Annotated in this window: 23 protein-coding genes; 14 read left to right on the forward strand and 9 right to left on the reverse strand. The window is 56.1% G+C overall.

Annotated elements, in window-relative coordinates; genetic code table 11:
* Positions 1-9: 9 nt before the first annotated feature.
* Entirely contained in the window at positions 10-1,830 is a 1,821-nt protein-coding gene (locus tag VEV40_RS18950) for a glycoside hydrolase family 35 protein (RefSeq protein WP_324834602.1), read from the forward strand.
* Positions 1,831-1,839: 9 nt separating this feature from the next.
* On the forward strand, positions 1,840-2,730 hold the full coding sequence (gene murQ, locus VEV40_RS18955) for an N-acetylmuramic acid 6-phosphate etherase (RefSeq protein ID WP_324834604.1): 891 nt from the start codon (positions 1,840-1,842) through the stop codon (positions 2,728-2,730).
* Position 2,731: 1 nt separating this feature from the next.
* On the opposite strand, the gene VEV40_RS18960 is transcribed toward murQ, so the two are convergent.
* From VEV40_RS18960 to VEV40_RS18975, 4 genes are read right to left on the reverse strand one after another with little or no spacing between them, the layout of a single operon-like run.
* The gene (locus VEV40_RS18960) at positions 2,732-5,425 is read right to left on the reverse strand and encodes an ABC transporter permease (RefSeq protein WP_324834606.1); all 2,694 of its coding nucleotides are present in this window, start codon (positions 5,423-5,425) and stop codon (positions 2,732-2,734) included.
* Between the two features lie 5 nt (positions 5,426-5,430).
* A complete protein-coding gene (locus VEV40_RS18965; RefSeq protein ID WP_324834608.1) occupies positions 5,431-8,088 on the reverse strand; it encodes an ABC transporter permease in 2,658 nt (885 codons plus the stop codon).
* Positions 8,089-8,093: 5 nt separating this feature from the next.
* Positions 8,094-10,754, reverse strand: coding sequence for an ABC transporter permease (locus VEV40_RS18970; RefSeq protein ID WP_324834610.1), 2,661 nt, complete (start codon positions 10,752-10,754; stop codon positions 8,094-8,096).
* Positions 10,754-11,095: a PadR family transcriptional regulator gene (locus VEV40_RS18975; protein ID WP_324834611.1), complete on the reverse strand. Its 342-nt coding sequence runs from the start codon at positions 11,093-11,095 to the stop codon at positions 10,754-10,756. Before VEV40_RS18975 ends, VEV40_RS18970 begins: the two co-directional genes overlap by 1 nt.
* 127 nt (positions 11,096-11,222) lie before the next feature.
* Here VEV40_RS18975 and VEV40_RS18980 point away from each other — a divergent pair, with 127 nt between their 5' ends.
* Genes VEV40_RS18980 through VEV40_RS18990 form a run of 3 tightly spaced genes read left to right on the forward strand, consistent with a single transcriptional unit; the run spans position 11,223 to position 13,922 of the window.
* Positions 11,223-12,521 (forward strand): amidohydrolase family protein, encoded by a 1,299-nt coding sequence (locus tag VEV40_RS18980; RefSeq protein ID WP_324834613.1) that lies wholly within the window; start codon positions 11,223-11,225, stop codon positions 12,519-12,521.
* Positions 12,518-13,249 (forward strand): isoprenylcysteine carboxylmethyltransferase family protein, encoded by a 732-nt coding sequence (locus VEV40_RS18985; RefSeq protein ID WP_324834614.1) that lies wholly within the window; start codon positions 12,518-12,520, stop codon positions 13,247-13,249. The genes VEV40_RS18980 and VEV40_RS18985 overlap by 4 nt, the downstream gene beginning before the upstream one ends.
* Complete coding sequence (locus VEV40_RS18990) at positions 13,242-13,922, forward strand: MarC family protein (RefSeq protein ID WP_324834615.1); 681 nt, start codon at positions 13,242-13,244, stop codon at positions 13,920-13,922. Before VEV40_RS18985 ends, VEV40_RS18990 begins: the two co-directional genes overlap by 8 nt.
* Before the next feature lie 64 nt (positions 13,923-13,986).
* Here VEV40_RS18990 and VEV40_RS18995 read toward each other — a convergent pair whose 3' ends face one another.
* Complete coding sequence (locus VEV40_RS18995; RefSeq protein ID WP_324834617.1) at positions 13,987-14,283, reverse strand: HU family DNA-binding protein; 297 nt, start codon at positions 14,281-14,283, stop codon at positions 13,987-13,989.
* Here VEV40_RS18995 and VEV40_RS19000 point away from each other — a divergent pair.
* Positions 14,265-14,618 carry a hypothetical protein gene (locus VEV40_RS19000; RefSeq protein ID WP_324834651.1) on the forward strand — a complete coding sequence of 118 codons (354 nt, stop codon included), beginning with the start codon at positions 14,265-14,267 and terminating at the stop codon, positions 14,616-14,618. The genes VEV40_RS18995 and VEV40_RS19000 overlap by 19 nt on opposite strands.
* 32 nt (positions 14,619-14,650) lie before the next feature.
* Here VEV40_RS19000 and VEV40_RS19005 read toward each other — a convergent pair whose 3' ends face one another.
* The gene (locus VEV40_RS19005; RefSeq protein WP_324834618.1) at positions 14,651-15,406 is read right to left on the reverse strand and encodes a DUF2461 domain-containing protein; all 756 of its coding nucleotides are present in this window, start codon (positions 15,404-15,406) and stop codon (positions 14,651-14,653) included.
* Between the two features lie 75 nt (positions 15,407-15,481).
* Between VEV40_RS19005 and msrA the strand changes: the two genes are divergently transcribed.
* Genes msrA through VEV40_RS19020 form a run of 3 tightly spaced genes read left to right on the forward strand, consistent with a single transcriptional unit; the run spans position 15,482 to position 17,909 of the window.
* Positions 15,482-16,159 (forward strand): peptide-methionine (S)-S-oxide reductase MsrA, encoded by a 678-nt coding sequence (msrA, locus tag VEV40_RS19010; protein WP_324834620.1) that lies wholly within the window; start codon positions 15,482-15,484, stop codon positions 16,157-16,159.
* Positions 16,160-16,201: 42 nt separating this feature from the next.
* Complete coding sequence (locus tag VEV40_RS19015) at positions 16,202-16,678, forward strand: DUF3455 domain-containing protein (protein WP_324834622.1); 477 nt, start codon at positions 16,202-16,204, stop codon at positions 16,676-16,678.
* Positions 16,679-16,724: 46 nt separating this feature from the next.
* A complete protein-coding gene (locus VEV40_RS19020; RefSeq protein WP_324834624.1) occupies positions 16,725-17,909 on the forward strand; it encodes a serine hydrolase domain-containing protein in 1,185 nt (394 codons plus the stop codon).
* Here VEV40_RS19020 and VEV40_RS19025 read toward each other — a convergent pair.
* Complete coding sequence (locus tag VEV40_RS19025; protein ID WP_324834626.1) at positions 17,881-18,027, reverse strand: DUF3309 family protein; 147 nt, start codon at positions 18,025-18,027, stop codon at positions 17,881-17,883. The two genes, VEV40_RS19020 and VEV40_RS19025, sit on opposite strands and share 29 nt — an antisense overlap.
* Before the next feature lie 223 nt (positions 18,028-18,250).
* On the opposite strand from VEV40_RS19025, the gene VEV40_RS19030 reads away from it, so the two are divergent.
* Positions 18,251-18,373 carry a hypothetical protein gene (locus VEV40_RS19030; RefSeq protein WP_324834628.1) on the forward strand — a complete coding sequence of 41 codons (123 nt, stop codon included), beginning with the start codon at positions 18,251-18,253 and terminating at the stop codon, positions 18,371-18,373.
* Positions 18,370-18,957, forward strand: a complete 588-nt coding sequence (gene ruvA / locus VEV40_RS19035) for a Holliday junction branch migration protein RuvA (RefSeq protein ID WP_324834630.1) — start codon at positions 18,370-18,372, stop codon at positions 18,955-18,957. The genes VEV40_RS19030 and ruvA overlap by 4 nt, the downstream gene beginning before the upstream one ends.
* Positions 18,958-18,968: 11 nt before the next feature.
* Here the strand turns inward: ruvA and VEV40_RS19040 are convergent, their stop codons facing one another.
* Both VEV40_RS19040 and VEV40_RS19045 read right to left on the reverse strand, forming a co-directional pair.
* Positions 18,969-19,877 (reverse strand): hypothetical protein, encoded by a 909-nt coding sequence (locus VEV40_RS19040; RefSeq protein ID WP_324834631.1) that lies wholly within the window; start codon positions 19,875-19,877, stop codon positions 18,969-18,971.
* A gap of 105 nt (positions 19,878-19,982) precedes the next feature.
* On the reverse strand, positions 19,983-20,264 hold the full coding sequence (locus VEV40_RS19045) for a hypothetical protein (RefSeq protein ID WP_324834633.1): 282 nt from the start codon (positions 20,262-20,264) through the stop codon (positions 19,983-19,985).
* Between the two features lie 182 nt (positions 20,265-20,446).
* On the opposite strand from VEV40_RS19045, the gene VEV40_RS19050 reads away from it, so the two are divergent.
* From VEV40_RS19050 to VEV40_RS19060, 3 genes are all read left to right on the forward strand, one after another.
* Positions 20,447-20,905, forward strand: a complete 459-nt coding sequence (locus tag VEV40_RS19050; RefSeq protein ID WP_324834635.1) for a response regulator — start codon at positions 20,447-20,449, stop codon at positions 20,903-20,905.
* A gap of 416 nt (positions 20,906-21,321) precedes the next feature.
* On the forward strand, positions 21,322-21,759 hold the full coding sequence (locus VEV40_RS19055; RefSeq protein ID WP_324834637.1) for a YciI family protein: 438 nt from the start codon (positions 21,322-21,324) through the stop codon (positions 21,757-21,759).
* A 201-nt stretch (positions 21,760-21,960) separates the two neighbouring features.
* Positions 21,961-22,371 carry a VOC family protein gene (locus VEV40_RS19060; RefSeq protein ID WP_324834638.1) on the forward strand — a complete coding sequence of 137 codons (411 nt, stop codon included), beginning with the start codon at positions 21,961-21,963 and terminating at the stop codon, positions 22,369-22,371.
* The last annotated feature ends 48 nt before the right edge of the window (positions 22,372-22,419 follow it).

A 22,419-nucleotide genomic window follows, 5' to 3' on the forward strand; every position in this document is an offset into this window, starting at 1 on the left:
AGGATCCTGATGAAACGCATTGCCGCGATTCTGCTGTTTGCCTGTGTAGTCCTGCTGCTTCAACGACCTATCTATGCCGAAGCACACACCTTCAAGGCAGAGAACGGCCACTTCACGCTCGATGGCAAGCCTTTTCAGGTCATTTCAGGTGAGATGCATTATGCGCGCATACCGCGGGCCTACTGGCGCGACCGGATGCGCATGGCCAAAGCGATGGGTTTGAATACGATCACCACCTATGTCTTCTGGAATGTGCATGAGCCGAAACCTGGGGTCTATGATTTTTCCGGCAACAATGATGTGGTCGAGTTCATTCGCGAAGCACAGCAGGAGGGGCTATACGTTATCCTGCGTCCCGGCCCCTACGCCTGCGCTGAGTGGGAGTTCGGCGGATTTCCTTCGTGGCTGCTGAAGGACCACAGCACGGTCGTGCGCTCGAGCGATCCGAAATTCATTGAGCCTGCGCGCCGCTGGATCCTGCGGCTGGGTAAGGAACTGGCGCCGCTGCAAATCGGCAACGGCGGCCCGATCATTCTGGTGCAGGTGGAAAACGAATACGGCTCCTTCGACAAAGATCACGCATACATGGAGCAGATCCGCCACATGCTGGTTGACGCCGGATTTACCAAATCGCAGCTTTATACCGCCGATGGTCCCGAGGAGGTGCCGAATGGCTCGCTGCCTGAATTGCCCGCGGCTATCAACTTTGGCCCCGGTGAATCGCAGAAGGGCTTCGCTTATCTCAAGAAGCTCCGTCCAGACGGCCCCTTCATGAACAGCGAGTACTGGGATGGATGGTTCGACCACTGGGGCGCGCCACATGCTAAGACCGATGCACAGCAGCAAGCGGCAGACATTGACTGGACGTTGCGCCAGGGTTATTCGATCAGTCTGTACATGTTTCATGGAGGAACAAGCTTCGGGTGGATGAACGGCGCCAACTCCAACGGCAAGAACTATGAGCCGGATGTGACCAGCTATGACTATGACTCTCCGCTCGATGAGAGTGGCCGGCCTACGGCGAAGTATTTTCTTTTCCGAGATACGATAGCGAAGGCAACTGGCATTACGCCACCGCCTGTGCCGCAGGTAGCTCCGGCTATCACCATTCCATTCTTCACGCTTACTCAATCGGCGTCGCTTTGGGACAACCTGCCGAAGCCTACGCACAGCGAGCAGCCACTTTCGATGGAAGACCTTGACCAGGCCTATGGCTATATTTTCTACCGAACAACATTGAAGGGCCTGGTTAGCGGCGATCTGGTGCTCGATCAGCTGCACGATTACGCCAGGATTTACATCGACGGAAAACTTGTCGGCACACTTGACCGTCGCCTCAACCAAAACTCATTGCCGCTGAACATTACAGCGAAGAATGCGCGTCTCGACATCCTCATTGAAAACACAGGCCGCGTGAACTTCACCAAGGTCATGCGAGGCGAGCGTAAAGGTATCACGAAGGAAGTTACGCTGGCGGGTAAGCCTGTTACCGGCTGGGATATTTATCCCCTGCCTATGATTGCGCCCGACAAGCTGACCCATAGCAACAAGGCCTGCATCGGCCCGTGTTTTTACCGAGCCACCTTCAACGTGGACAAGCCGGCGGACACCTTCCTCGATACCAGCGCATTCACCAAAGGCGAGGTCTGGCTCAATGGACATGCGTTAGGTCGCGTCTGGAATATTGGCCCGCAGAAGACGCTTTATGTTCCCGGGACATGGCTCAAGTCAGGCGCGAATGAAGTTGTTGTATTTGATCTGGAAGGAGCGCCCGGGCGGAGTCTTCAGGGACTCGACCATCCCATCCTGAACGGGGCTATCAAGAAGTAATCTGTCAGTATGGAAAAGCTCGACCAATTGCTTACTGAAGCGCGTAATCCGGCCACTGAGAACCTCGATCAACTTTCTACGCTTGATCTGATGAAGACAATGCACGCCGCCGATGGCGACGTTCTCATGGCCGTCGAACAAGAACTGCCGAATATTGCGAGAGCCGTTGATGCCATTGTGGCCAGTCTCGACAACGGTGGCCGACTTTTTTATATCGGGGCCGGCACTTCGGGTCGGCTGGGCGTTCTTGACGCTTCGGAGTGCCCGCCAACTTACAACACATCGCCTGAGTTGGTACAGGGATTGATCGCCGGCGGCGACGTGGCCCTGCGGCGGTCAGTGGAGCGCGCGGAAGATGACGCCTCGCAAGGTGAACGCGATTTGCACGCTCATGGATTCAGGGCGAAAGACGCGCTTGTTGGTATTGCCGCCAGCGGACGCACACCTTACGTTCTCGGCGGCATGGACTACGCCCATAAGCTTGGGGCCGTAACAATTGGCCTGAGTTGCGTGCCGGGATCGCAGGTGGCGCAGCGTGCAGAGATTGCCATCACGCCAACGGTAGGCCCGGAAGTTGTGACGGGATCGACTCGCATGAAGGCTGGCACAGCGACGAAGCTGGTGCTCAACATGCTGTCGACGGGATCGCTGGTGCGTCTCGGCTATGTCTACGGCAATCTCATGGTCAACGTGCAGCCGACCAATGTGAAGCTGCGCGACCGCGCGGCGCGGATCATCTCCGCGCTTACCGAATTGCCTCAGGACAAAGCGGCAACGTTGCTTGACCAGGCCGGCTCAGTGAAAACAGCCATTGTGATGCAGCGGCTGCGCCTTTCGCGCACGGAAGCGGAGGCAAGGCTGGCGCAGGCCAAAGGCAGACTGCGCCGCGCGCTCGAATAAGCTATTCCATGCGGAGCACCTGCATGGGGTCGATCTTGGTGGCGCGGCGCGCGGGCAGATAACAGGCCAGCAGCGCAACGGCCATCATCACCAAGGTCACACCTGACATCGTCCACGGATCGTAAGCATGTACGCCATAGAGCAATGAGGTAAAGCGCGCGATCACCTGAGTCAGGCCCAACGCAGCAAACAACCCGGCAACGGCGCCTATGATCGCGAGCCTGCCGCCGCGCACTAGGACCCAGCGAAATACATTTCGGCGATCCGCGCCGAGCGCCATACGGATGCCGATTTCACGCGCATGCTGCGCCACCAGATACGAAATGACGCCATACATGCCGATGCTGGCCAGAAGCAGTGCCGCGCCTGCGAACACCGCCAACAGAGTCATGGCAAAGCGCCGCCCAGTGAGCGTGTCCGCGATCACCGATTCCATCGACTCAGGGCTATAGACCGCCTGCTCATGATTCATCTGAGTAACTGCGCTGCGGATGCTCTGAAAAGCCGTGTCCGTGCTGTATTTCGAATGTGCAATCACATCCATGCCCATCAGCACCAGTCCCAACTGTTGCTGCGGGAGTTGCATCATCGCCTGGTAGATCTCCGCACGCAGCGGATTGACGGAGTCGTTGTCCAGCCCCCACTGGTTCACATGTCCGACGACACCCACGACTGTGGCCGGATCATTTTCAAACTGCTCAAGGAAGATGCGCTTTCCAAGCGGGTCCTGATTGCCGAAGAACTTCCGCGCAAAGACGTCGTCGATAACAACCGCGCGCGGGGCGTGCTCGTCGTCGCTTGTGGCGAGGAACCTCCCCTTCAATAGCGGAATCCCCATGGCCTTCAGGTATCCCGGCCCCACAATGTAGCGGATGGCCCAGTGCATCGCATTCTGGCTCTGCGGTTTCGGCTCGCCATCCATCCAGAAAAGCTGCTCGTCGTCGGACTGCATGGGCAATGCCGCCCAGGAGAATGAGACAGCATCCACGCCTGGCACAGCGGCAATGCGCGCATGCGCCTCGCGCAGATATGCTCGCGCCGCCTCCGGGGTTGCTCCAATCATCGCTGAAGAAGGCTGCATCCCGAAGGTGAGCACGCCTCGGGGCTGGAACCCCGCGTCAACTTCCGAGAGCTTCTCCAGACTGCGGATCATCAGCCCAGCGCCTGCAAGCAGCACCAGCGTCGTCGCCATCTGGAAAACCACCAGCCAGTTCTGCGCGCGCTGACGAGTGCTGCCTACGCTGCGCGCCCCATCTTTCAACGTGTCCTGCAGGTTCTGACGGAAGAGTTTCAAAGACGGCATCATCCCGAACAACGTCCCGGCGGCTAGCGAAATCAGCAGAGTAAAGCCAAGCACTGTTCCGCTCATATGGACTTCAGCAGCGCGGGGCAATTGCTGCGGCAGCAAATGTAACAGCACCTGTGTGCCCCATGCAGCCAACGCGAGGCCGAGCAGTCCGCCCGCCAGAGAAAGCATCAGGCTTTCGGTCAACAACTGGCGCAGCAGGCGACCGCGCCCGGCGCCCAGCGCCGACCGGACAGCAAATTCCTGCGCCCGCGCATTGGAACGCACCAATAAAAGATTGGCGATGTTCACACAGGCAATCAGCAGCACGAAGCCAACCGCGCTCATCAGGACCAACAGCAGGGGCTGCACATCGTGCACCATGGCATATTTGAATGGAACCAGCAATGCGCGAGTGCCCTTATCTGCCTCTGGATAGACCTTCTCGAGCTGCTCAGAGACTCGCAGCATGTCGTCCTGCGCCTGCTGCAGCGTCACTCCAGGCTTGAGCCGCGCAATTCCGTGAAGGCTCAGTCCCGCGGCGCGCGCAGTGAGCGCGGGATTTTGAAACTGACCGATAGGCACATACAGATCAGCTGCATGAAAATTGTTGATCCGGAGATCGAAGTACGAAGGCACTACGCCGACTATCGTGTAATTACGCCCATCAAGCGTAAGTGGCTTGCCCAACACGTCGGAGCGCGAGCCGAACTTGCGTTCCCACAAGCCCTGGCTGATTATTGCCAGCGGCTCGCGTCCGATCTCGTCTTCATGCGGCGCGAACAGGCGTCCGAGTAAAGGCTTCACGCCGAGAAGCGAAAAGAAGTCTGAGGAGACCAGCTCCGCGCGTATCTCCTCCGCATCACCCTGGCCGGTCATGTTGTAGCCCGTGCTCCGCGCAATAGCGAGCGCCGCCAGCGTCTTGTTGTCGCGTTGCCAGTCACGGAAGTTGGGATAGGAAATCGATCCCTCGGGAAAGTTCGGCTTGCTGGCGTGCACCGTAACCAGTTCTTCCGGGTGCGGATACGGCAGTGGATTCAGCAACACTCCATCGACAACAGAAAACAACGCTGTATTTGCGCCAATGCCAAGCGCCAGAGTCAGTATCGCGACAAATGTGAAGCCGCGACTCTTTGCCAGCATACGGATTCCGAAGCGGACGTCCTGCCACAAGGTCTCGAACCACGGCAGCCTTTGGCGCTCGCGATACGCCTGCTTCGTCTGCTCCAGGCCGCCGAGCTTGATGAGCGCCTGGCGCCGCGCTTCTTCCGGAGTCATGCCGGAGCGCAGATTGTCCTCGATGTGCATCTGGAGGTGGCTTTCGAGTTCGGCGGTAAGACTTTCATCTGTCTTGTTGCCGCCGAATAGACAGCGCAGCCGCATCCATAACGCTCTAAGCTTTCGCATCATATCTCCTACTCCGTTCGCAGTGCTTCTACAGGATTCACTGAGGCCGCACGGCGGGCAGGCAGAAAGCTTGCCGCCAAAGATGCAAACCCAAGCAGCGCAGCCACTTCGATCAGGGTGATCATGTCCCACGCGTGAACATCAAACAGCATCTTCTGAATTAATATTGAGGTTCCCATCGAACAGATCAGACCGATGACCAATCCGATTGCGGTCAGCCAACCCGCCTGCCGCAGAATGAGTCCATAAACAGAGTTACGCTGCGCTCCAAGAGCCATGCGCACGCCGATTTCGCGTGTCCGCCGACTTACCGAATAGGCAATCACTCCGTACAATCCGACTACGCCTAATATCAGCGCCATCGCTGCGAATCCACCCACGAGCCATGCCGAGAAACGGTGCAGCAATGCCGCCTGCGTCTCGCCAATCTTCTCATTCATGGTTGCTTCGTCCGAGATACCCAAGCCAGGGTTTATCTGGTGCAGTGTGCTCACCAACACTGGCAACAGCGCACCGGGTTCCTGCCTGGTGCGCACTGCCAGACTGAAATAGTGATCGCGTGTCTGATTGATGGGGAAATATTCTGCAGGCCACGTGTCAGCATCGAGCGGACCTTCACGAACGTCGTCAATCACGCCGACAATTTCCCATTCAGACGGCAGGCCGCCTTCATCGTCAGCGATTCTTTGGCCGATAGGGTCTTGTCCAGGAAAATACTTGCGCGCCAGCGCTTCGTTGACGACAGCTACTCCGGGTCTGGAAGCATCATCAGAATCGGCAAAGAACCGCCCGCGCCTCAATCTGGCCTTCAGCGTGGGCAAATAGTCTTGCCCCACATGCTTCTCGACCACGTCATTCTCTTCGTCGTGATACGGTCTTCCTGGGAAATGAATCCGGTCGACGGGGCAGTTACATCCCACAATAGGGAGCAGACTTGTAAGGCCTGCCGACTCAACGCCTGGTAGATTAGAAACCCGGCGCACAACTTCCTGGTAAAGAGCCGCTATCTGTTCATCACTCTTATAAACCGTACCGGGAGCCATGACGCTCACTGTTGCCAGACGGTTTGGATCAAAGCCTAAGGGCACATGCAGCAAGCGGTAGAGGCTTTTTCCCAACAGGCCTGCTCCGGCGAGCAGCACGACAGCCACTGCCAGCTCAACCACTGCCAGGTTCGCTCCCATCCTCTGCCACAGCCGGTTGGCTGCACCGCGATCTCCTTCGGCCAAGCCATCGCGAATCTTTTGAAATGAGAGTCGCAAAATGGGCGTGACGGTTGATAGCAATGCAGCGATCAAGATGACCGCACCCGCAAAAGCATATGTGTGTACATTCAAGCCAGCGCCTTTAAGGAATGGCGTATTTAATGCCATCCCCTCGGAAATGAAGCGTGCAAGAAGCCTCACGAGTCCGGCCGCGACAGCTATCCCCGTTACACCGCCAAACCCGGCAAGCAAAACCGCTTCAGTAAAGAACTGGCGCACTAAACGAATTTGAGTTGCGCCCAGAGCTCCGCGTAGAGCAATTTCGTGCCTGCGGCTCTCTGAACGCGCGAGAACGAGACTGGCCACATTGACACAGGCAATCAACAGCAACAATCCTGCACCGCCCAGCAGCGTCAGCAGGATTGGCTGCACACCTCCAATAATGAATTCGGAAAGAGGGACAACACTGGCGCTGAGATTGCGTCCAGTGATGCCATATTGCTGCTGCAATCGCCTGGCAATGGCGGTCAGGTCGGCTTGCGCTGCTTGCACCGTGATGCCGTCGCGCAGTCTTCCGACTCCCGAAAAGGCATAGAAAGTCCGCGAATACTCGTGAGTACTCAGAGCATTGATAGGAACCCAAAACTCCACGTTGCCGCTGGGCGCGAAGGAAAATAAACGAGGCAACACCCCGATAACCGTGAAGGCCGTGTTATCCAGATCCACAGTCTGGCCGACTACGCCCCTCCGTGCGCCAAAGCGATGAAGCCAGACCCCATAGCTGAGGATCACCACATTCGGCCCACCCAGCCGATCCTCATCGGGATGGAAATCACGCCCAAGTATGGGCTCTATACCCAGCGTTTGAAAGAATCTGCCGCTTACACGCTCGCCTTGAACCGGCTCCGCGCCTGAGGAAGTGCGGAGAAGAAACCCGCGACCACCATAGATGGCAAACGAACTGAAAGATTTGTTCGCCTGTTGCCAGTCGACAAAATCTGGATAGGAAAGTGGCCAGAGCTCAGATTCTACGTTTCTGCTTTCGTTTACTGACATCAGGCGAGCCGGATTTACATAAGGCAGGGGTTGCAGCAGAGCTGCGTCTACAAAAGCGAACATTGCCACGCTCGCGCCAATGCCTAAAGCAAGGACCAGGACAGCCGTGCAGGTAAAGCCCGGATTTTTCCTCAGTTGCCGCAAAGCAAAATGTGCATCCCGCAGCAGGCTGTCAAGCACGGGAAGAATGCTGCGTTCGCGATACGCCTGTTTTGTTTGCTCCAAGCCGCCGAGCTTGATCAGCGCCTGTCGGCGCGCTTGTTCCGGCGTCATGCCAGAGCGCAGATTGTCCTCGATGTGCATCTGGAGATGGCTTTCGAGTTCGGCGGTGAAACCATCATCCGCTTTTTCGCGCCGGAGCATTCCGCGCAGTCGCACCCATAACGCTCTGAGCTTTCGCATCATATCTCCTATTCCGTGCGCAGCGCATGCATGGGGTCGATAGAGGCTGCACGCTTTGCCGGCAGCCAGGTTGCGATCATTACGACCAGAATCAGCACAGCCACAGATAGTGAAAAGATCAACGGGTTCATCGCGTTTACTTCAAATAGCAGACTCGCCAATAGACGAGTCGTTGCAACCGCTCCGGCAAGCCCAATCATGAGGCCCAGAAACGCAATTCGGATGCCGAAGCCCAGCATCAAACGGAGCACATCCACGCTTTGAGCACCCAAGGCCATGCGCACGCCGATCTCCTGCGTGCGCTGCGTCACTGCGTACGCCATCAGCCCGTAAATTCCGACACAGGCAAGAACCAAAGCCAGCACGGCGAAGGCAGAGATGAGGACTGAGCTGGCGCGGCGCACAGCCCGCGTCTGATTGGCCAGCAAATCCATGGGAATTGCTTTAAGCACGGGCAGATCAGGGTCTACGTTCCACAGCGCCTGCTCCGCCGCCTTCACTATCGCTGCAGGATCGGTCTTTGTCCGCAATACGAACGCGATGAGCGGGAATGGCTGCTGATCGAAGGGCTGATAGATGTCTGCGTGCGTCGGCTGGTCCTGGCCGAACGCCTTCACATCGCCGGTCATGCCGACGATGCGCCACCAGTCCGGCTTATCCGAACTGCCCAGATTCAATTCCTCGCCGATTGGATCCTTGTCTTTGAAATACTGCTTCGCCAGTGTCTGGTTAATCATCGCCACCTGCGCGCTGCCTGCGCGGTCCGCGTCTGTGAAGGCCCGGCCGCGAAGCAGCGGAATCCCCATGGTGCGCAGATATTCCGGAGTCATCAGGCGCTCGTCTGCTTCCGGCGCCTGCCCTTCCTTCACGGGCGCCTGCCCGCGAAGAAGAAAGTTAGTCGTCCCCCAGAAGCCGCTCAACGGCAGGTAATTTGTCGCCGCAGCCGACTCTACGCCCGGCAGCGCATTCATCCTCCTCAGCGCTTCTGCGACGAATGCGCGCCTTTTTTGCGGATTGTCAGACGGATAGCGGTTAAGTGGGAGAAGGACCTGCAGCGAGAGAACGTGATCCGGCTGAAAGCCCGGGTCCGAGTTAACTACATGCCGAAAGCTCGCTGTCACCAATCCTGCTCCGGTCAGCAGCATTAATGCCAACGCGATCTGGGTGACGACAATTACGCTGCGTGAGCGGTTCGATCGACGGCCCGACGTGCTTCCGCGCGCCGACTCTCTCATTGCATCGCCTGCCTCGACCCGCGTGGCCTTCATCACCGGCGCAATTCCGAAGAGAAACGCTGTCAGCAGCGTGATCGCAGTGGCGAACAGAAAGACACCGTAATCTATGGGAATCGCCGTCACCTTCGGGATGTTCAGGTTCGCCACATCGTTGGGAAAGAGCGCCAGCAGCGAGTGTGTCCCGGCGAATGCGAGCAACATTCCGGCTGCTCCGCCCATCGCTGCCAGCAACAGGCTCTCGGTTACGAACTGCCTTAGGAGTCTCGTCCGGGTTGCTCCGAGCGCCAGCCGAACCGCGATCTCTTTCTGCCGCTCTGCATCACGCGCCAGTGCCAGGCCGGCTGTGTTTGCGCAGGCAATCAACAACACAATTCCCACCGCGCCCATAAGAACCAGCAAAGGGCTGCGAATATCACCGTCCAGTTCTTCACGCAAAGGCACCAGAACAACGCGGTTTCCGCTGTCCGTGTCAGGATGCGCGGCCGCTACCTTCGTCTCCACCGCATTGACGGCTTTTTGCGCCATGGTCAGAGTCACACCAGGTTTCAGCCGCCCCAAGATGCGCACATAGTCATGCTTGAAGTCATCAAAAGCTGATGGCGCCATCGCTACCGGAGTCCAGACCTCGACCGTGGACGGATAGTCGAAGCCGCGCGGCATTATGCCAAGCACGGTGTAAGGAGTCCCATCCAAAGTGATAGCCCTGCCCACTATCCCAGGATCGGAATGAAATGTCGTGCGCCAAAGATGGTCGCTCAGAAGCGCTACCTTTGGACCTCCAGGCCTGTCCTCCTGATTGGTATAAAGCCGACCAAGCCGCGGTTCAACGCCCAGTATTCGAAGGTAATTTGCCGATACCGCATATCCGATCAGGAATTGCGGCGCGCCCTGTCCTGTCAGTGTCTTTTCATCGTCGTAGGAAGGAGCCAGGTCCTCGAATATATCGGTCCGCTGCTTCCAGATGGCGAAATCCGCCGCGGTGCTTGACCGCGGTTCACCGCCTCGCGCAGGGTTCGCTGTCCACACCGCCACAATCCGGCCTGAGTCCTTATATGGCAGTGGAGCAAGCAGGACCGCCTTCACGACTGAGAAAATGGCGGTGTTCGCCCCGATTCCCAACGCCAGGGTACCGGCTGCTGCCACAGTGAACCCAGGGCTTTTACGCAGCATCCGCAGGCCGAAGCGTATGTCCTGCCAGAGTGTTTCAAGCTGGGGCAGCCTTTCCCGTTCGCGATATGCCTGTCGCGTCTGCTCAATGCCTCCAAGCTTGATGAGTGCTTGGCGCCGCGCTTCTTCAGGAGTCATGCCGGAGCGCAGATTGTCTTCCATGTGCATCTGGAGGTGGCTTTCGAGTTCGGCAGAGAATCCATTATCCGCTTCGTCTCGCCGGAGCATCCCTCGCAGTCGTATCCACAGCGCTCTGAGCTTTCGCATCAGGCCTCCTTTGCGGACGATAGGAAGCGGGAGAGAATCGCAGTTGCCTGTTCCCAGTCCCGTGTTTCACGATCGAGTTGCTTTCTTCCGGCGCGCGTCAGTTTGTAGAACTTGGCCTTGCGGTTGTTCTCTGACAGGCCCCATTCGGACGAAATGTAGCCTTCCTGTTCCAATTTCAGCAGCGCCGGATAGAGAGTTCCGTAATTCAGTGCCAGCAGGTTGCCGCTGGTTTGCTCGATGCGCCGCGCGATGCCGTAGCCATGGATCGGGCCCATGATTTCAAGCGTTTTCAGCACCATCAACGCCAGAGTTCCCTGCCAAACATCAGTTTTGTCTCCCATGCCTCTCCTATTGTCTAGCCATAGGAATCATGCCCCTTCTTCTATGGTTTGGCAATAGGGAATTTTGCGAGCCTTAAATTAGTGGGTCTGCTAGACTTGCCGCACACTTCACCTACGGACAGAACGCATGACAACCATTGCCCGCCGTATCTTCCTGCCACTGCTGATTTGCGCGCTGCCGCTTGCAGCCCAGCAACCAACCACTCGCACCCTCATCCGCGCGGGACACGTCATCGACGTGCACACCGGCAACGAGGCCACCGACCAAACCATCATCGTCACTGGTGACAGCATCTCTGGCGTCGGGCCCACTATCTCGATACCGAAACAGCCTGGCGATAAAGAGATCGACCTGCGCGGCATGACGGTTCTGCCCGGCCTTATTGATGTGCACACGCACCTAACCGACGACACAAACTTTGACCCGTATCACGAGCTTTCGACGAGTGTCGCGAAAAGCGCTTTGATCGGCGCGCGCAACGCCAAAGTCACGCTTGAGGCGGGAATCACGACTGTCCGCAATGTGGGCGCCGAAGGTTATGCGGATGTGGATTTGCGCGATGCGATCAATGAAGGACTGGTCGAGGGGCCGCACATGCAGGTCAGCGGTCCGCCGCTCGGCATTACAGGCGGTCACTGTGATGACAACCTGCTGCCCATCGAGTATCACCAGACCGCTGGCGGTGTGGCGGACGGGGTTGAAGCCGTGCAGCACAAGGTCCGCGAGACCATCAAGTACGGCGCCGACCTCATCAAGGTCTGCGCTACAGGTGGCGTACTCTCCAAAGGCGACGATCCGCAGGCATCACAATACACACTCGAAGAACTGAAGGCCATCGTGGCCGACGCGCACCGCCTCGGCCGTAAAGTTGCTGCGCACGCGCACGGCGCGCAGGGGATTTTATGGGCAACGGAAGCGGGCATCGACTCCATCGAGCATGGCTCCTACATGAACGACGAAGACATTGCCGCGATGAAGCAGCACGGAAATTATTTCGTGCCTACAGCTTATCTCATTGACTGGATGCAGCAATATGGAAACCTGCCAGCGTTCTATAAACAAAAGATGAAAGACGTAAGCGCAGTCGAAAAAGCCAATGCGAAGAAGGCCATTGCCGCAGGCGTCAAGGTCGCAATGGGCACTGACGCCGCAGTTTACCCGCACGGGCTCAATGCGCACGAGCTCGACGTTTATGTGAACCAGTTCGGGATGACGCCGCTTGCGGCATTGCATACTGCGACGCTCAACGCCGCTGATCTGATGAGCTGGACCAGCCATGTCGGATCGATTGAGCCGGGCAAGTGGGCCGATATTATTGCCGTAAACGGCGACCCGCTCAAAGACATCCGCCTGCTTCAGAATGTGCAGTTCGTCATGAAGTCGGGCGTGGTCTATAAGAATGCAGCGGGGCCTGTCGCGCAATGAAGGCAACACAATTCGAGTTCCGCTTTCGTCTTGTCATCGGTCTCCTTATTTACGTCCTAGGATTTTGGGCGCCGTGGTCGCGTTTCAACGGTTCCGGACACGTTTCTACTACATGGCTTGAGTTGCCAGGAGCCATTGCCAGCGCGCACTGGCTCACATTGGAAAACGCGACCATTCTCATTACTGTGATCGCCCTTGCCTGCGCCATCAAGGGAACCATCTTTCGCGTCTGGGGGACAGCCTATCTCGGCACCGCGGTCGTGCACGATTCATCGCTGCACGGAGCAGAAGTCGTGGCCGCCGGACCTTATCGTTACACGCGCAATCCGCTCTACATGGGAAGCTGGATCTTCTCGCTGGCTGTTTCGATTCTGATGCCACCGACGGGAGTGATCTTCTTTCTCGCAGCACAGGCTATTTTCTATTTTCGACTCATTCTCGCCGAAGAAGTGCATCTCGCCGCGCAGCAGGGCGAAGCCTATCTCGTTTACAAGCAGAAAGTCCCGCGCTTCTGGCGCAGTCTGCGCGCGCGCGTGCCCGCGTCACAGACAAGACCGCAGTGGTACACGAGCCTGCTTGCGGAAAGCTTCTATATCAGCTTCACGGTGTGCTTCGCGATTCTGGTCTGGCGCTATAACTCGTACCTGTTGATCCGCTGCCTCATCATCTGTTTCGGGGCGTCGCTGGTAGTCCGCGCTATACTGCCGCAGACAGCGAAACATGACTGACATTCACAAGGATATTGCTGCCGTTATCGAGGCCACAATCCTCGTCGTAGGCGCATTGTTTCCTATTGTCAATCCACTGGGCAGCGCGGCCATTTTCATCAACATGGTCGGCTCGATCGATCGCGGCCTGCATAGCGCTCTTTCCAGAAAGATTGCGATCTACAGCTTCTTTCTGCTCATCTGCTCGCTGATCTGGGGAGTTAAGATCCTCACGTTTTTCGGCATCTCGATCTACGCCGTGCAGATTGGCGGAGGGCTGGTGGTCGCCGCTACCGGCTGGGCATTGCTCGCACAGGGGAGCAGCGGCGTCAATACCAGGACGTTCAGCAATGAAAACATACTGGAGCATGCTTTCTATCCGTACACACTGCCTATTACTGTTGGGCCGGGTTCCATTTCTGTGGCGATTACACTCGGCGCGCACCTGCCCGCCGAGCTGCGTACAGACTCGATCTTTTCTCCCAAAGTTCTTATCGCAGCGCTTGTCGGCATTGCCGTGGTCTGCTTCATCGTGTACATCTGCTACCGTTATGCGGCCGCCGCTGAACGCCTGCTCGGCACGGCCGGCACCTCCGTCGTGATGCGTTTGTCGTCCTTCATCCTTATGTGTATTGGCGTGCAGATCGTGGCCACAGGCATCAAGACATATTTGGCGACGATTCATCACTTCTGAGCAAAACAAAAGGAAACGGATGACTCCGTTTCCTTTATCTCGAGCGGTCTGATGTGGCTTGAAACTACTTCTTTGGTGGAGCGATCGTGTCCTTCGCAGCCTTGGCCACGCGGAACTTCACCACGGTCTTCGCCTTGATCTTGATCTGTTCGCCCGTTTGCGGGTTGCGGCCAATGCGCGCCTTGCGCTCCGCCTTCACCAGGCGTCCGAGCCCGGGAATTACGAAGAGACCATTCTTCTTCGTTTCCTTGACCGCTGTTTCCGCAAGCAGATCAAGAAACCCAGCCGCCTGCTTGTTAGTGAGTTCGAGCTTCTCCGCCATGTGGCGGACAAGAGCTGTTTTTGTCATTCCAGTTGCCATGTTTTCTAAATCCTCCTGCTGCTTATTTCGCTGTCCCAGAAATTTGGAGCCTGGTGTCGCGTCTTGCGGGCTTCTTCATTCCGCCTTTCGGATTTTCACACCTGATGGCCCGAAAACCCTGTATCCATGCGGTGTTTGAAAAAACCTACCGCCGTTTACCTTGCGTCTTTTCGCAAACTTTGTCAACGGCAAAAGCCCTGTTTCCACAGGTTTTTTGCTGTTTTTCCCGGTTTTTATGCCATTTTTCTGGATTTGGACGCTTTTTGTCCATTTTTGCGCAGCTTGGGAAACCCTTTGCCCACGCGGCTCGCAAGCATTTTAATGGTTTGCAATGACGAGCAGTCTAGTCCTCAATACGTCTGCGCGTCTACATCAGCTTGAAGATATATTGCTTTTTCTTTTCCATATCGTGCACGAAGGGACGATTGAGCCAATCGACGATGGGTGCGGCCAAGCGGAAGCGGGAGACAATCTCATTTACCAGATTCCTGCCGAGCGCAGTCTCTCCAGGCAGTCGCGCCAGCACGCCCCATTGCTGCTGCTTAATGAGATCGATTCCCGGATGATCGGCGCAGAAGCCTTTCGGCGGCCGGGTCAGGGCCGATCTGTCGAGATCAATGTCCATCAGCTTGCGCAGTTTCCTGTTACTAAGAAGACGCCGAAACTCAGCGTGCTGCTCAAGAAGCTGAAGACGGATGGCCAGCAGTTGCTCGCGTTCTGGCATATAGATGCCCGCCGCAACTACAACTTCTGTTGGCGAAACGTGAAAGTAGTAGCCGCCGCCGGAGGTCTTTTCCAGCCCTGTGCGCGTCCACCACGCGGAGACATGCGTTTTGTATGGCGTTTTGTCGGCGGAGAAGCGCGTGTCGCGGTAAATCCGCATCATGGCCTTCTGTGACGGACGCACATGCGCGGGCGCAAAATCGGCCATCGCGTCTGTCACGCGCTCAATCACCGCCAGCATCGGCTTCTTCAGCTCGCGCTCAAAGACCGCGCGCCTCGCCTCAAACCACTCGCGATTATTATTGCGCTTCAGTCCGCGCAGAAACTTCAGCGCTTCCGGGCTAAAGTACGCCAGTGTGGCTTCCTGAAGCGGGGATTTTACAGTGGCTTTTTTCGGCATAGAAGCATTTTAAGGTCTGCGCCAGATCAAAATGATGCTTGTAACTTTTCTCGCATTCGCATTCTCTAACTTAGTATGATTCGCCCACTGCTCTGCGCGCTTGTAGCCGCATCCTGCCTTACAATTGCCAAAGCCCAGATCGAGCCGATACGTACGACGCCTATCCCCGCAGCGCAAGATGATGCAACGCTGGCCGCGAAACACGGCAAAGCAACCGCCGTCTTTGCCGGAGGGTGCTTCTGGGGGACACAGGCAGTTTTTGAACGCGTGAAGGGCGTCATCGACACCACGGCAGGCTATTCCGGAGGAACAGCCGCCACTGCGCACTACAGCGACGTGACGACCGAAACCACAGGTCACGCTGAAAGCGTCCGTGTGGTCTATGATCCGTCGAAGATCACCTATGGCCAACTGCTGCGCATCTTCTTCTCTGTCGCGCACGACCCCACACAGCTCAACCGGCAGGGCAACGATGTTGGCCCGTCCTATCGTTCGGTAATCTTTTATGCCGATGAGGAGCAACACCGCATCGCCGATGCATATGTTAAGCAACTCGATGCTGCACACGTCTTTGCGCGTCCTATCGTGACGCAGATCGTGCCGTTCAAAGCTTTTTATGCCGCTGAGGACTATCACCAGGATTACGCTCTGAAGAACCCCGACAATCCGTACATCCAGGTCTGCGACCGTCCGAAAATTGCGGCGCTCAAACAGCAATTCCCGGAGCTTTTCCAGCGATACAACGGCAAATGAAGTCGCGCGCCTGCGACAGAACTCTGCTATCCTCGCTGGGTTATGCGAGCATTCATTTTCACCGTCGCTCTCATTACACTAGCCGCGCCAGCAGCAAACCAGACGTCATCTCCGATTGATCTGCCGCCCGGAAACCACGAGCTGCTCCTCGAAGCGAAAGGCGATGGCGTACAGATCTATAACTGCACTGAGGGCAAGTGGACGCTCAAGGCGCCTGACGCCAAACTTCTTGATCTGCACGGCGCAGTCATCGGCACTCACTTCGCCGGTCCCACGTGGAAACTTACGGACGGGAGCGAAGTGAAAGGCAAAGCCATAGCTTCGCAACCTTCACCGGATCCGGATTCCGTATCGTGGCTTTTGATTCAAGCTGTTCCCAATAGCGGCACAGGACAATTCACTGAAGTGAACTACATTCGCCGCACAGAAACGCATGGCGGAGCTGCTCCAAAAGAAGCCTGTACCAGTGGAGAATCCCACAAGCCCTACACCGCGACATACAGTTTCTACGGCAAGTAGATTCCTCATATGTCTTAAGCGCTCCATCCAATACAATCCGAGCAGCATGATGCGCCCATTCTGGATCGCCACTCTCTGCTTTACTACCGGTCTCGCAGCGCAAACCAAAGCGCCAGCCACTACGCAGGAAATCAAATCCTTCTACGAATCCGGCCTGCGCCACAATGGAATCATTGGCAGCAGCCTAATGCTCGTCCGCAGTGGCGAGGTGGTGCTCAATGACAACTACGGACGTCAGAGCGACACAGAACCCGTCGATGACAACACCACCTATCACTGGGCTTCCGTCACCAAGACCTTCACCGGAAACGCCATCATGCAGCTGCGGGATCGCGGTCTGCTCTCGCTTGACGACCCTCTGATCAAATACATCCCGGAGCTGTCCGCTGTTCACGACGCATACGGCTCTATTTCCGACATCACTATCCGCGAAGCCATGTCGCATTCAAGCGGCTTTCGCGACCCCACATGGCCCTGGCGCGACGCCGACTGGCAACCCTTCGAGCCGACGCAGTGGTCGCAGATCGTCGCCATGCTGCCCTATACGGAAATCAAGTTCAAGCCGGGCACGCGCTACAGCTACTCGAATCTTGCCGTTGTCTTTCTAGGTAAGATTATCGAGCGCGTTTCTGGCGATCAGTTCGAAGTCTATATGGAGAAGAACGTTTTCCGCCCGCTCCACATGGACCGCAGTTACTACGACCGCAGTCCCTATACTCTGCTGCGCTATCGTTCACACAGCTGGGACCTGAAGGACGGCAAACTGACGGAAGACCCTTTCGACTTCAATACAGGCATCACGCGCTCGAACGGCGGCCTGAACGCGCCGTTGCAGGATATGCTGAAATACATTCGCTTCCTGCTCGGCGATCCGGCGCATCAGGCTGAATACGACGCTATTCTGAAACGCTCGTCGCTGGAAGAGATGTGGAAGCCCGTCCTCCCTGTTACTCCTGATGATGATTTCCCTTCACGCGCAGGAGCGCATGATTCTGTAGCGGAAAGCTTCTTTGTGCATGTTGACGGCAATTTAACGCTGATTGGTCATCCTGGCTGGCAGAACGGCTTTCGCAGCCAGATCAACATCGACCCCGCAACTCGAAGCGCTTACATCGTCAACTTCAACACTGATGCGCAGGACGCCCAGCAGAACACGCGCCGCTTCAACATCGAGCTGCGTGATTACCTTATCGATAATTTCTTCAAAACACGTGCAGCAAAAGCAGAATGATAAGGATCAGCAGAATCAGGCTGATTCCACCGCCGCCGTAGTAGCCAATGCCGGGGCCCATGCGATACCCGCCAAATCCGAAGATCAGCAGCAGAATAATGAGAATGATCAGGAGCATTTGCGTTCCTCTCTGACTTCAAATGCGCAGCGCATTTGCAAACCACTGGTAGGATGCACACTTTTTAGCCCATAGCGCCTGTGTTTTTGAACTTTCTTCTCATTTTGTTTCGAAAGCAACTCGGCGGCGCGGCAGGGACAGCCTTGCTGTCAGTTGATGACGGCCGAACGCGCTGCAAACTCAGGTGCGCGCTCCAGCAATAATTCCCGCTCACGAGCGGTACATGTCATCGCGGCGGCTCGATCCCACTCTACCCGCGCGTCGTCAAAACGGCCCAGCTTCGCCGCAGATCGCCATGCACATCATCATTCCCTCTGACATGGCAACAATTACAATCACGGCATGATCGCGCATTTGCGGGGACGTCTTTTTTCCAAGCAGCCGGGGCAGGCCATTGTGGAAGCTGGCGGCGTGGGGTACGACGTCACCATCAGCGTTCCGACGTTTACCGCGCTGCCGAAGGAAGGCGCCGAGGTCGCGCTATACATCCATACGCAGGTGCGCGAGGACGTGCTGGCGCTCTTCGGCTTTCTCGATTTCAACGAGAAGCGGCTGTTTGAGCGGCTGATTACCGTCTCCGGAGTAGGCCCCAAACTGGCCGTGACTATCCTGAGTGGCCTGAACCCGGAGAGAACAGTAACAGCCATCCGAGCGCAGGACCACGCAACGCTGACGCGCATCCCCGGCGTTGGGAAGAAGCTGGCCGAACGCCTAGTCGTCGAATTAAAAGACAAGCTCGAAGACATGGCCGCAGCACCCGCGGGCGCATCAGCCGGCCCGGCAGCAGAGGATGTGCTATCGGCGCTGGTGAACCTCGGCTATCAGCGTCCGGCAGCGCAGAAGGCGATTGAGTCGGCGGTCGCAAAGAACAAGGCTGCGGGAGAGAATTTCGATGAATTGTTCCGGGCGGCGCTGCAGGTGATTCGGTAGGACAATCTTACTTAGTGCGCTGGCTTGCCAGCAACAACAGCTTTGCGATGTTTCACTTCGTCAATCCAGTTGGCAAAGAGAAGGCGATATTCCTCGGCGCGTTTCGTGCGATCCGAAGCTCGAAATCTTTCATAGAAATAGTTTGGATCGGCCAGATGGCGATGTCCTGTGCTGCCTGCCCAACGTGAAAAGGCGACAAAAATCTCTCCATTTTCCAGCCGAAATCCGTGAATTGCAGGGAAGCAGTAATAGAGGGAAAGATTTAAAGTGATGGACTTATCCCTGATTTCTTCGGCACTTTCTATCTGAAACCGCGCGATTGAATCGATCTGCGCCTGCGCATGATGGCCCCAATCAGGAGAAATGGAGCTGCTTTGGGTCCGGATGAAATCCGGTGACATGCAATAGAGAGTGATTTCTATGTCGTGTAATAGCCCATCGCTGATCCAGGAATAGATCTGAGGCCAGGCAGTATATAGGGATAACCCAAGGACATCCAAGGATCGCCCCCGGCGATTTCCACCGCTCTCAAGCGCGGTCCGAAGATGAACATATACCTGGCCGACTCCTCCCGGGATGAGGTTAGAACCAGCTCCTGCGACCTGTCTCAAATTCTCTGACAGTTCGCCCATTTCCCTGTGAAGACGCGCGAGAAGGACCATGACCAGCATCAGAGTGAGGGCCACCACATCAAGCATCGAATTTTCATCAAACCATTTGATCCGCTCGAGCCGCGCTCTGAAATAAGGAATGGTCCAGACAACGATCAGCGGAATGGCCAGGTACAGGTATGCATATTGGAGATATGTGAGGACAGCCTCAATCTTCTTCCACAAAATCTCGCCAAAACGGACGATACCTTTCGGTACCTGCATCTGCGTGCTCCGGTTGGGGCGTATATCGCCTCGATCGTTTTCCACAGCGTGCATCCAAGAGTGCCAGGCTCGCCGGGAATAAGCCATATTATCCGGAGCTGTTTATTAGAGCGAGGGTTTTGTACCTCTCAAATCCTGTCGCCTAGTTTTTCAGGTGCGCCAGATGTAGAGGTATTCGTCATCACTGGAGGTTGCGACATCTATTTCTCTTGCCCGAGTGGCCCGGTTCAGCGCGGAACGGATATTCTCCTTTGTATCAGGTAACTCCGATAAAGGAATCTTCAGCGCCCTTCCAGGCTCCAGCTGGATAATGTCGCTCAATAATTGGGCGACGATCTCTTTGTGTTTGCTATTCCGGCCCGTGGGGACATCGATCTGGAACATAGAAGAAAAATTCATAGGAGCAGATTTGGGATTTTCATTCTTAGCCATAGAGCGACCTTATGTTAAGCAATACGTATCGCTAATCTGACGATAACCTAACACATTCGACGTCAGCAATGCACGATAATCAATGCTGCAACTATAAATAGATTATAAATAACACATTCAAAAAGATTTACCCCGTATCGTAGCAAACCTGCTAGGGTTGCTTTAGTAGGAGCGCGCATGCGATGGCAATTGGATCAAAATTCGACACGGTCACACTAGCTGAGATAAACACGCAGTTGAAAACCCCAATGGCACCTCCTTTCCCAGTCATTCTTGTGGTGGATGATGAGCCTGTCATCGCCGATACTCTGGCTGCGATTCTTCGGCAACAGAACTATGCAGCATTTACTGCTTATGACGCAGCAAGCGCTCTTGACTTGGCAAACCTGATTCCTCCACATCTCCTTATCAGCGATGTTGTCATGCCAGGTATGAGCGGCGTTGAACTGGCAATTGCAATGCGGAAGAATGTTCCGGATTGCAAGGTGCTGCTGTTTTCGGGACAGGCGAGGAGCTTAGATCTGCTGGCTGGCGCACGCGCCGCGGGCCACGATTTCACTCTTCTCGACAAGCCGATTCATCCGGCGGAATTGCTCGCGCATATCTCATCGTTGCAGATTGAGCAGGAATCAGTGGCTTAATACTTGTAATCATCCTCAGCGCCAGATTCGCTACATCTGACCAAGAAACGACTCCCTCCCCACTTTTTCCTCAAAAGAATTTGAAAATTTCTTCTCAGATATGTCTATTTCGCTGCCCCTCATTCGACATACGAATAGAGCGTTATTCCAGGCGGTGCAGCAGTGGTGGGAATCAGTCAATCGATCATGCTTATCGCTGTTTTCTTAGTCATATTCGGCGCGGGGCCGAGCCTGTCGGAAAGCAAACGAGGCAGCGCGGCATTCCTGAGCATGCTTTTGGCCAGGTTAAATAAGAATTCTTCAGAAAAAGTGATGCATCGTGTCGATTCTGGGACAGGCCGTTCGACGGATCAATAGAGCGTGGGATACAAAGGTAGGTCGTCCCGAGCGGGCAATTCAACTGAGGAGAATCAACGATGCGAGTGATGGTAATGGTGAAGGCGACGAAAGAGTCTGAGGCGGGCCTGCCGCCAGCAGAAGAGTTCAGCGAAATGCTGACCGCCATGGGCAAGTTCAATGAAGAGCTGGTGAAGGCCGGCGTGGTGCTGGCCGCCGATGGCCTCAAGCCCAGTTCGCAGGGGAAGCGGGTGCGGGTTTCCGGATCACAACGAACGGTGATCGATGGGCCATTCACGGAGACCAAAGAACTTGTGGCCGGGTTCTGGATCTGGCAGGTGAAGTCGATGGAAGAGGCGGTGGAGTGGGTCAGGCGTTGCCCCGAACCCTTTCCCGGCATCGAATCGGAGATTGAAATACGCCCCGTGTTTGAGCCCGAAGACTTTGCTGATTTGCTGACGCCGGAGGCGAAAGCACAGGGAGAGCGGCTGCGTGCTGAGTTCGCAGCGAGAAATTAATCGGAAGCGGCAGACCGGAGAAAACCACATTGCGATTTCTGATTTTTTCAAATCGGACTGCAGCACTCCGTCAGCCCCGAATATGTGGAGGAGACGGAGAAACGAGTGGATAAAGGCACCGCCTCAGGAGAACTGTCTGCCACCGAAACATTCAATAGCAACAGCGGAGCAAGAACATTTTAGGGACCAAGGAGAACCAACATGCAAATCGATCCATATCTGAACTTCAACGGAAATTGCGAAGAAGCATTCAAGGCTTACGAGAAAATTTTTGCCGGCAAGATCGAGTTCAAGATGACGCACGCGGAGTCGCCAATGGCGGCGCAGACTGCGCCGGAGTGGCGCGACAAGATCATGCACATTTCGCTGCGTGTGGGCGATCGACTGCTATTGGGCGCGGATACTCCGCCACAGTATCACCAGAAACCACAAGGGCTCGCCATTTGTATCTCGGCGAAAGACGTGGCTGAGGCCGAACGGGTCTTCAATGCATTGGCGGAAAAAGGGCAGGTGAATATGCCTCTGGCGGAGACGTTCTGGTCGCCGCGCTTTGGAATGCTGATCGATCGCTTCGGCATTCCGTGGATGGTGAACACCAATCAGGCATCATGATTTGAATGACAGGGGCCGCGCAGAACGAGCACGGGCCCTAATTTCGCT

The sequence above is a fragment of the Alloacidobacterium sp. genome (genome assembly GCF_035631355.1).
Taxonomy (GTDB): domain Bacteria; phylum Acidobacteriota; class Terriglobia; order Terriglobales; family Acidobacteriaceae; genus Alloacidobacterium.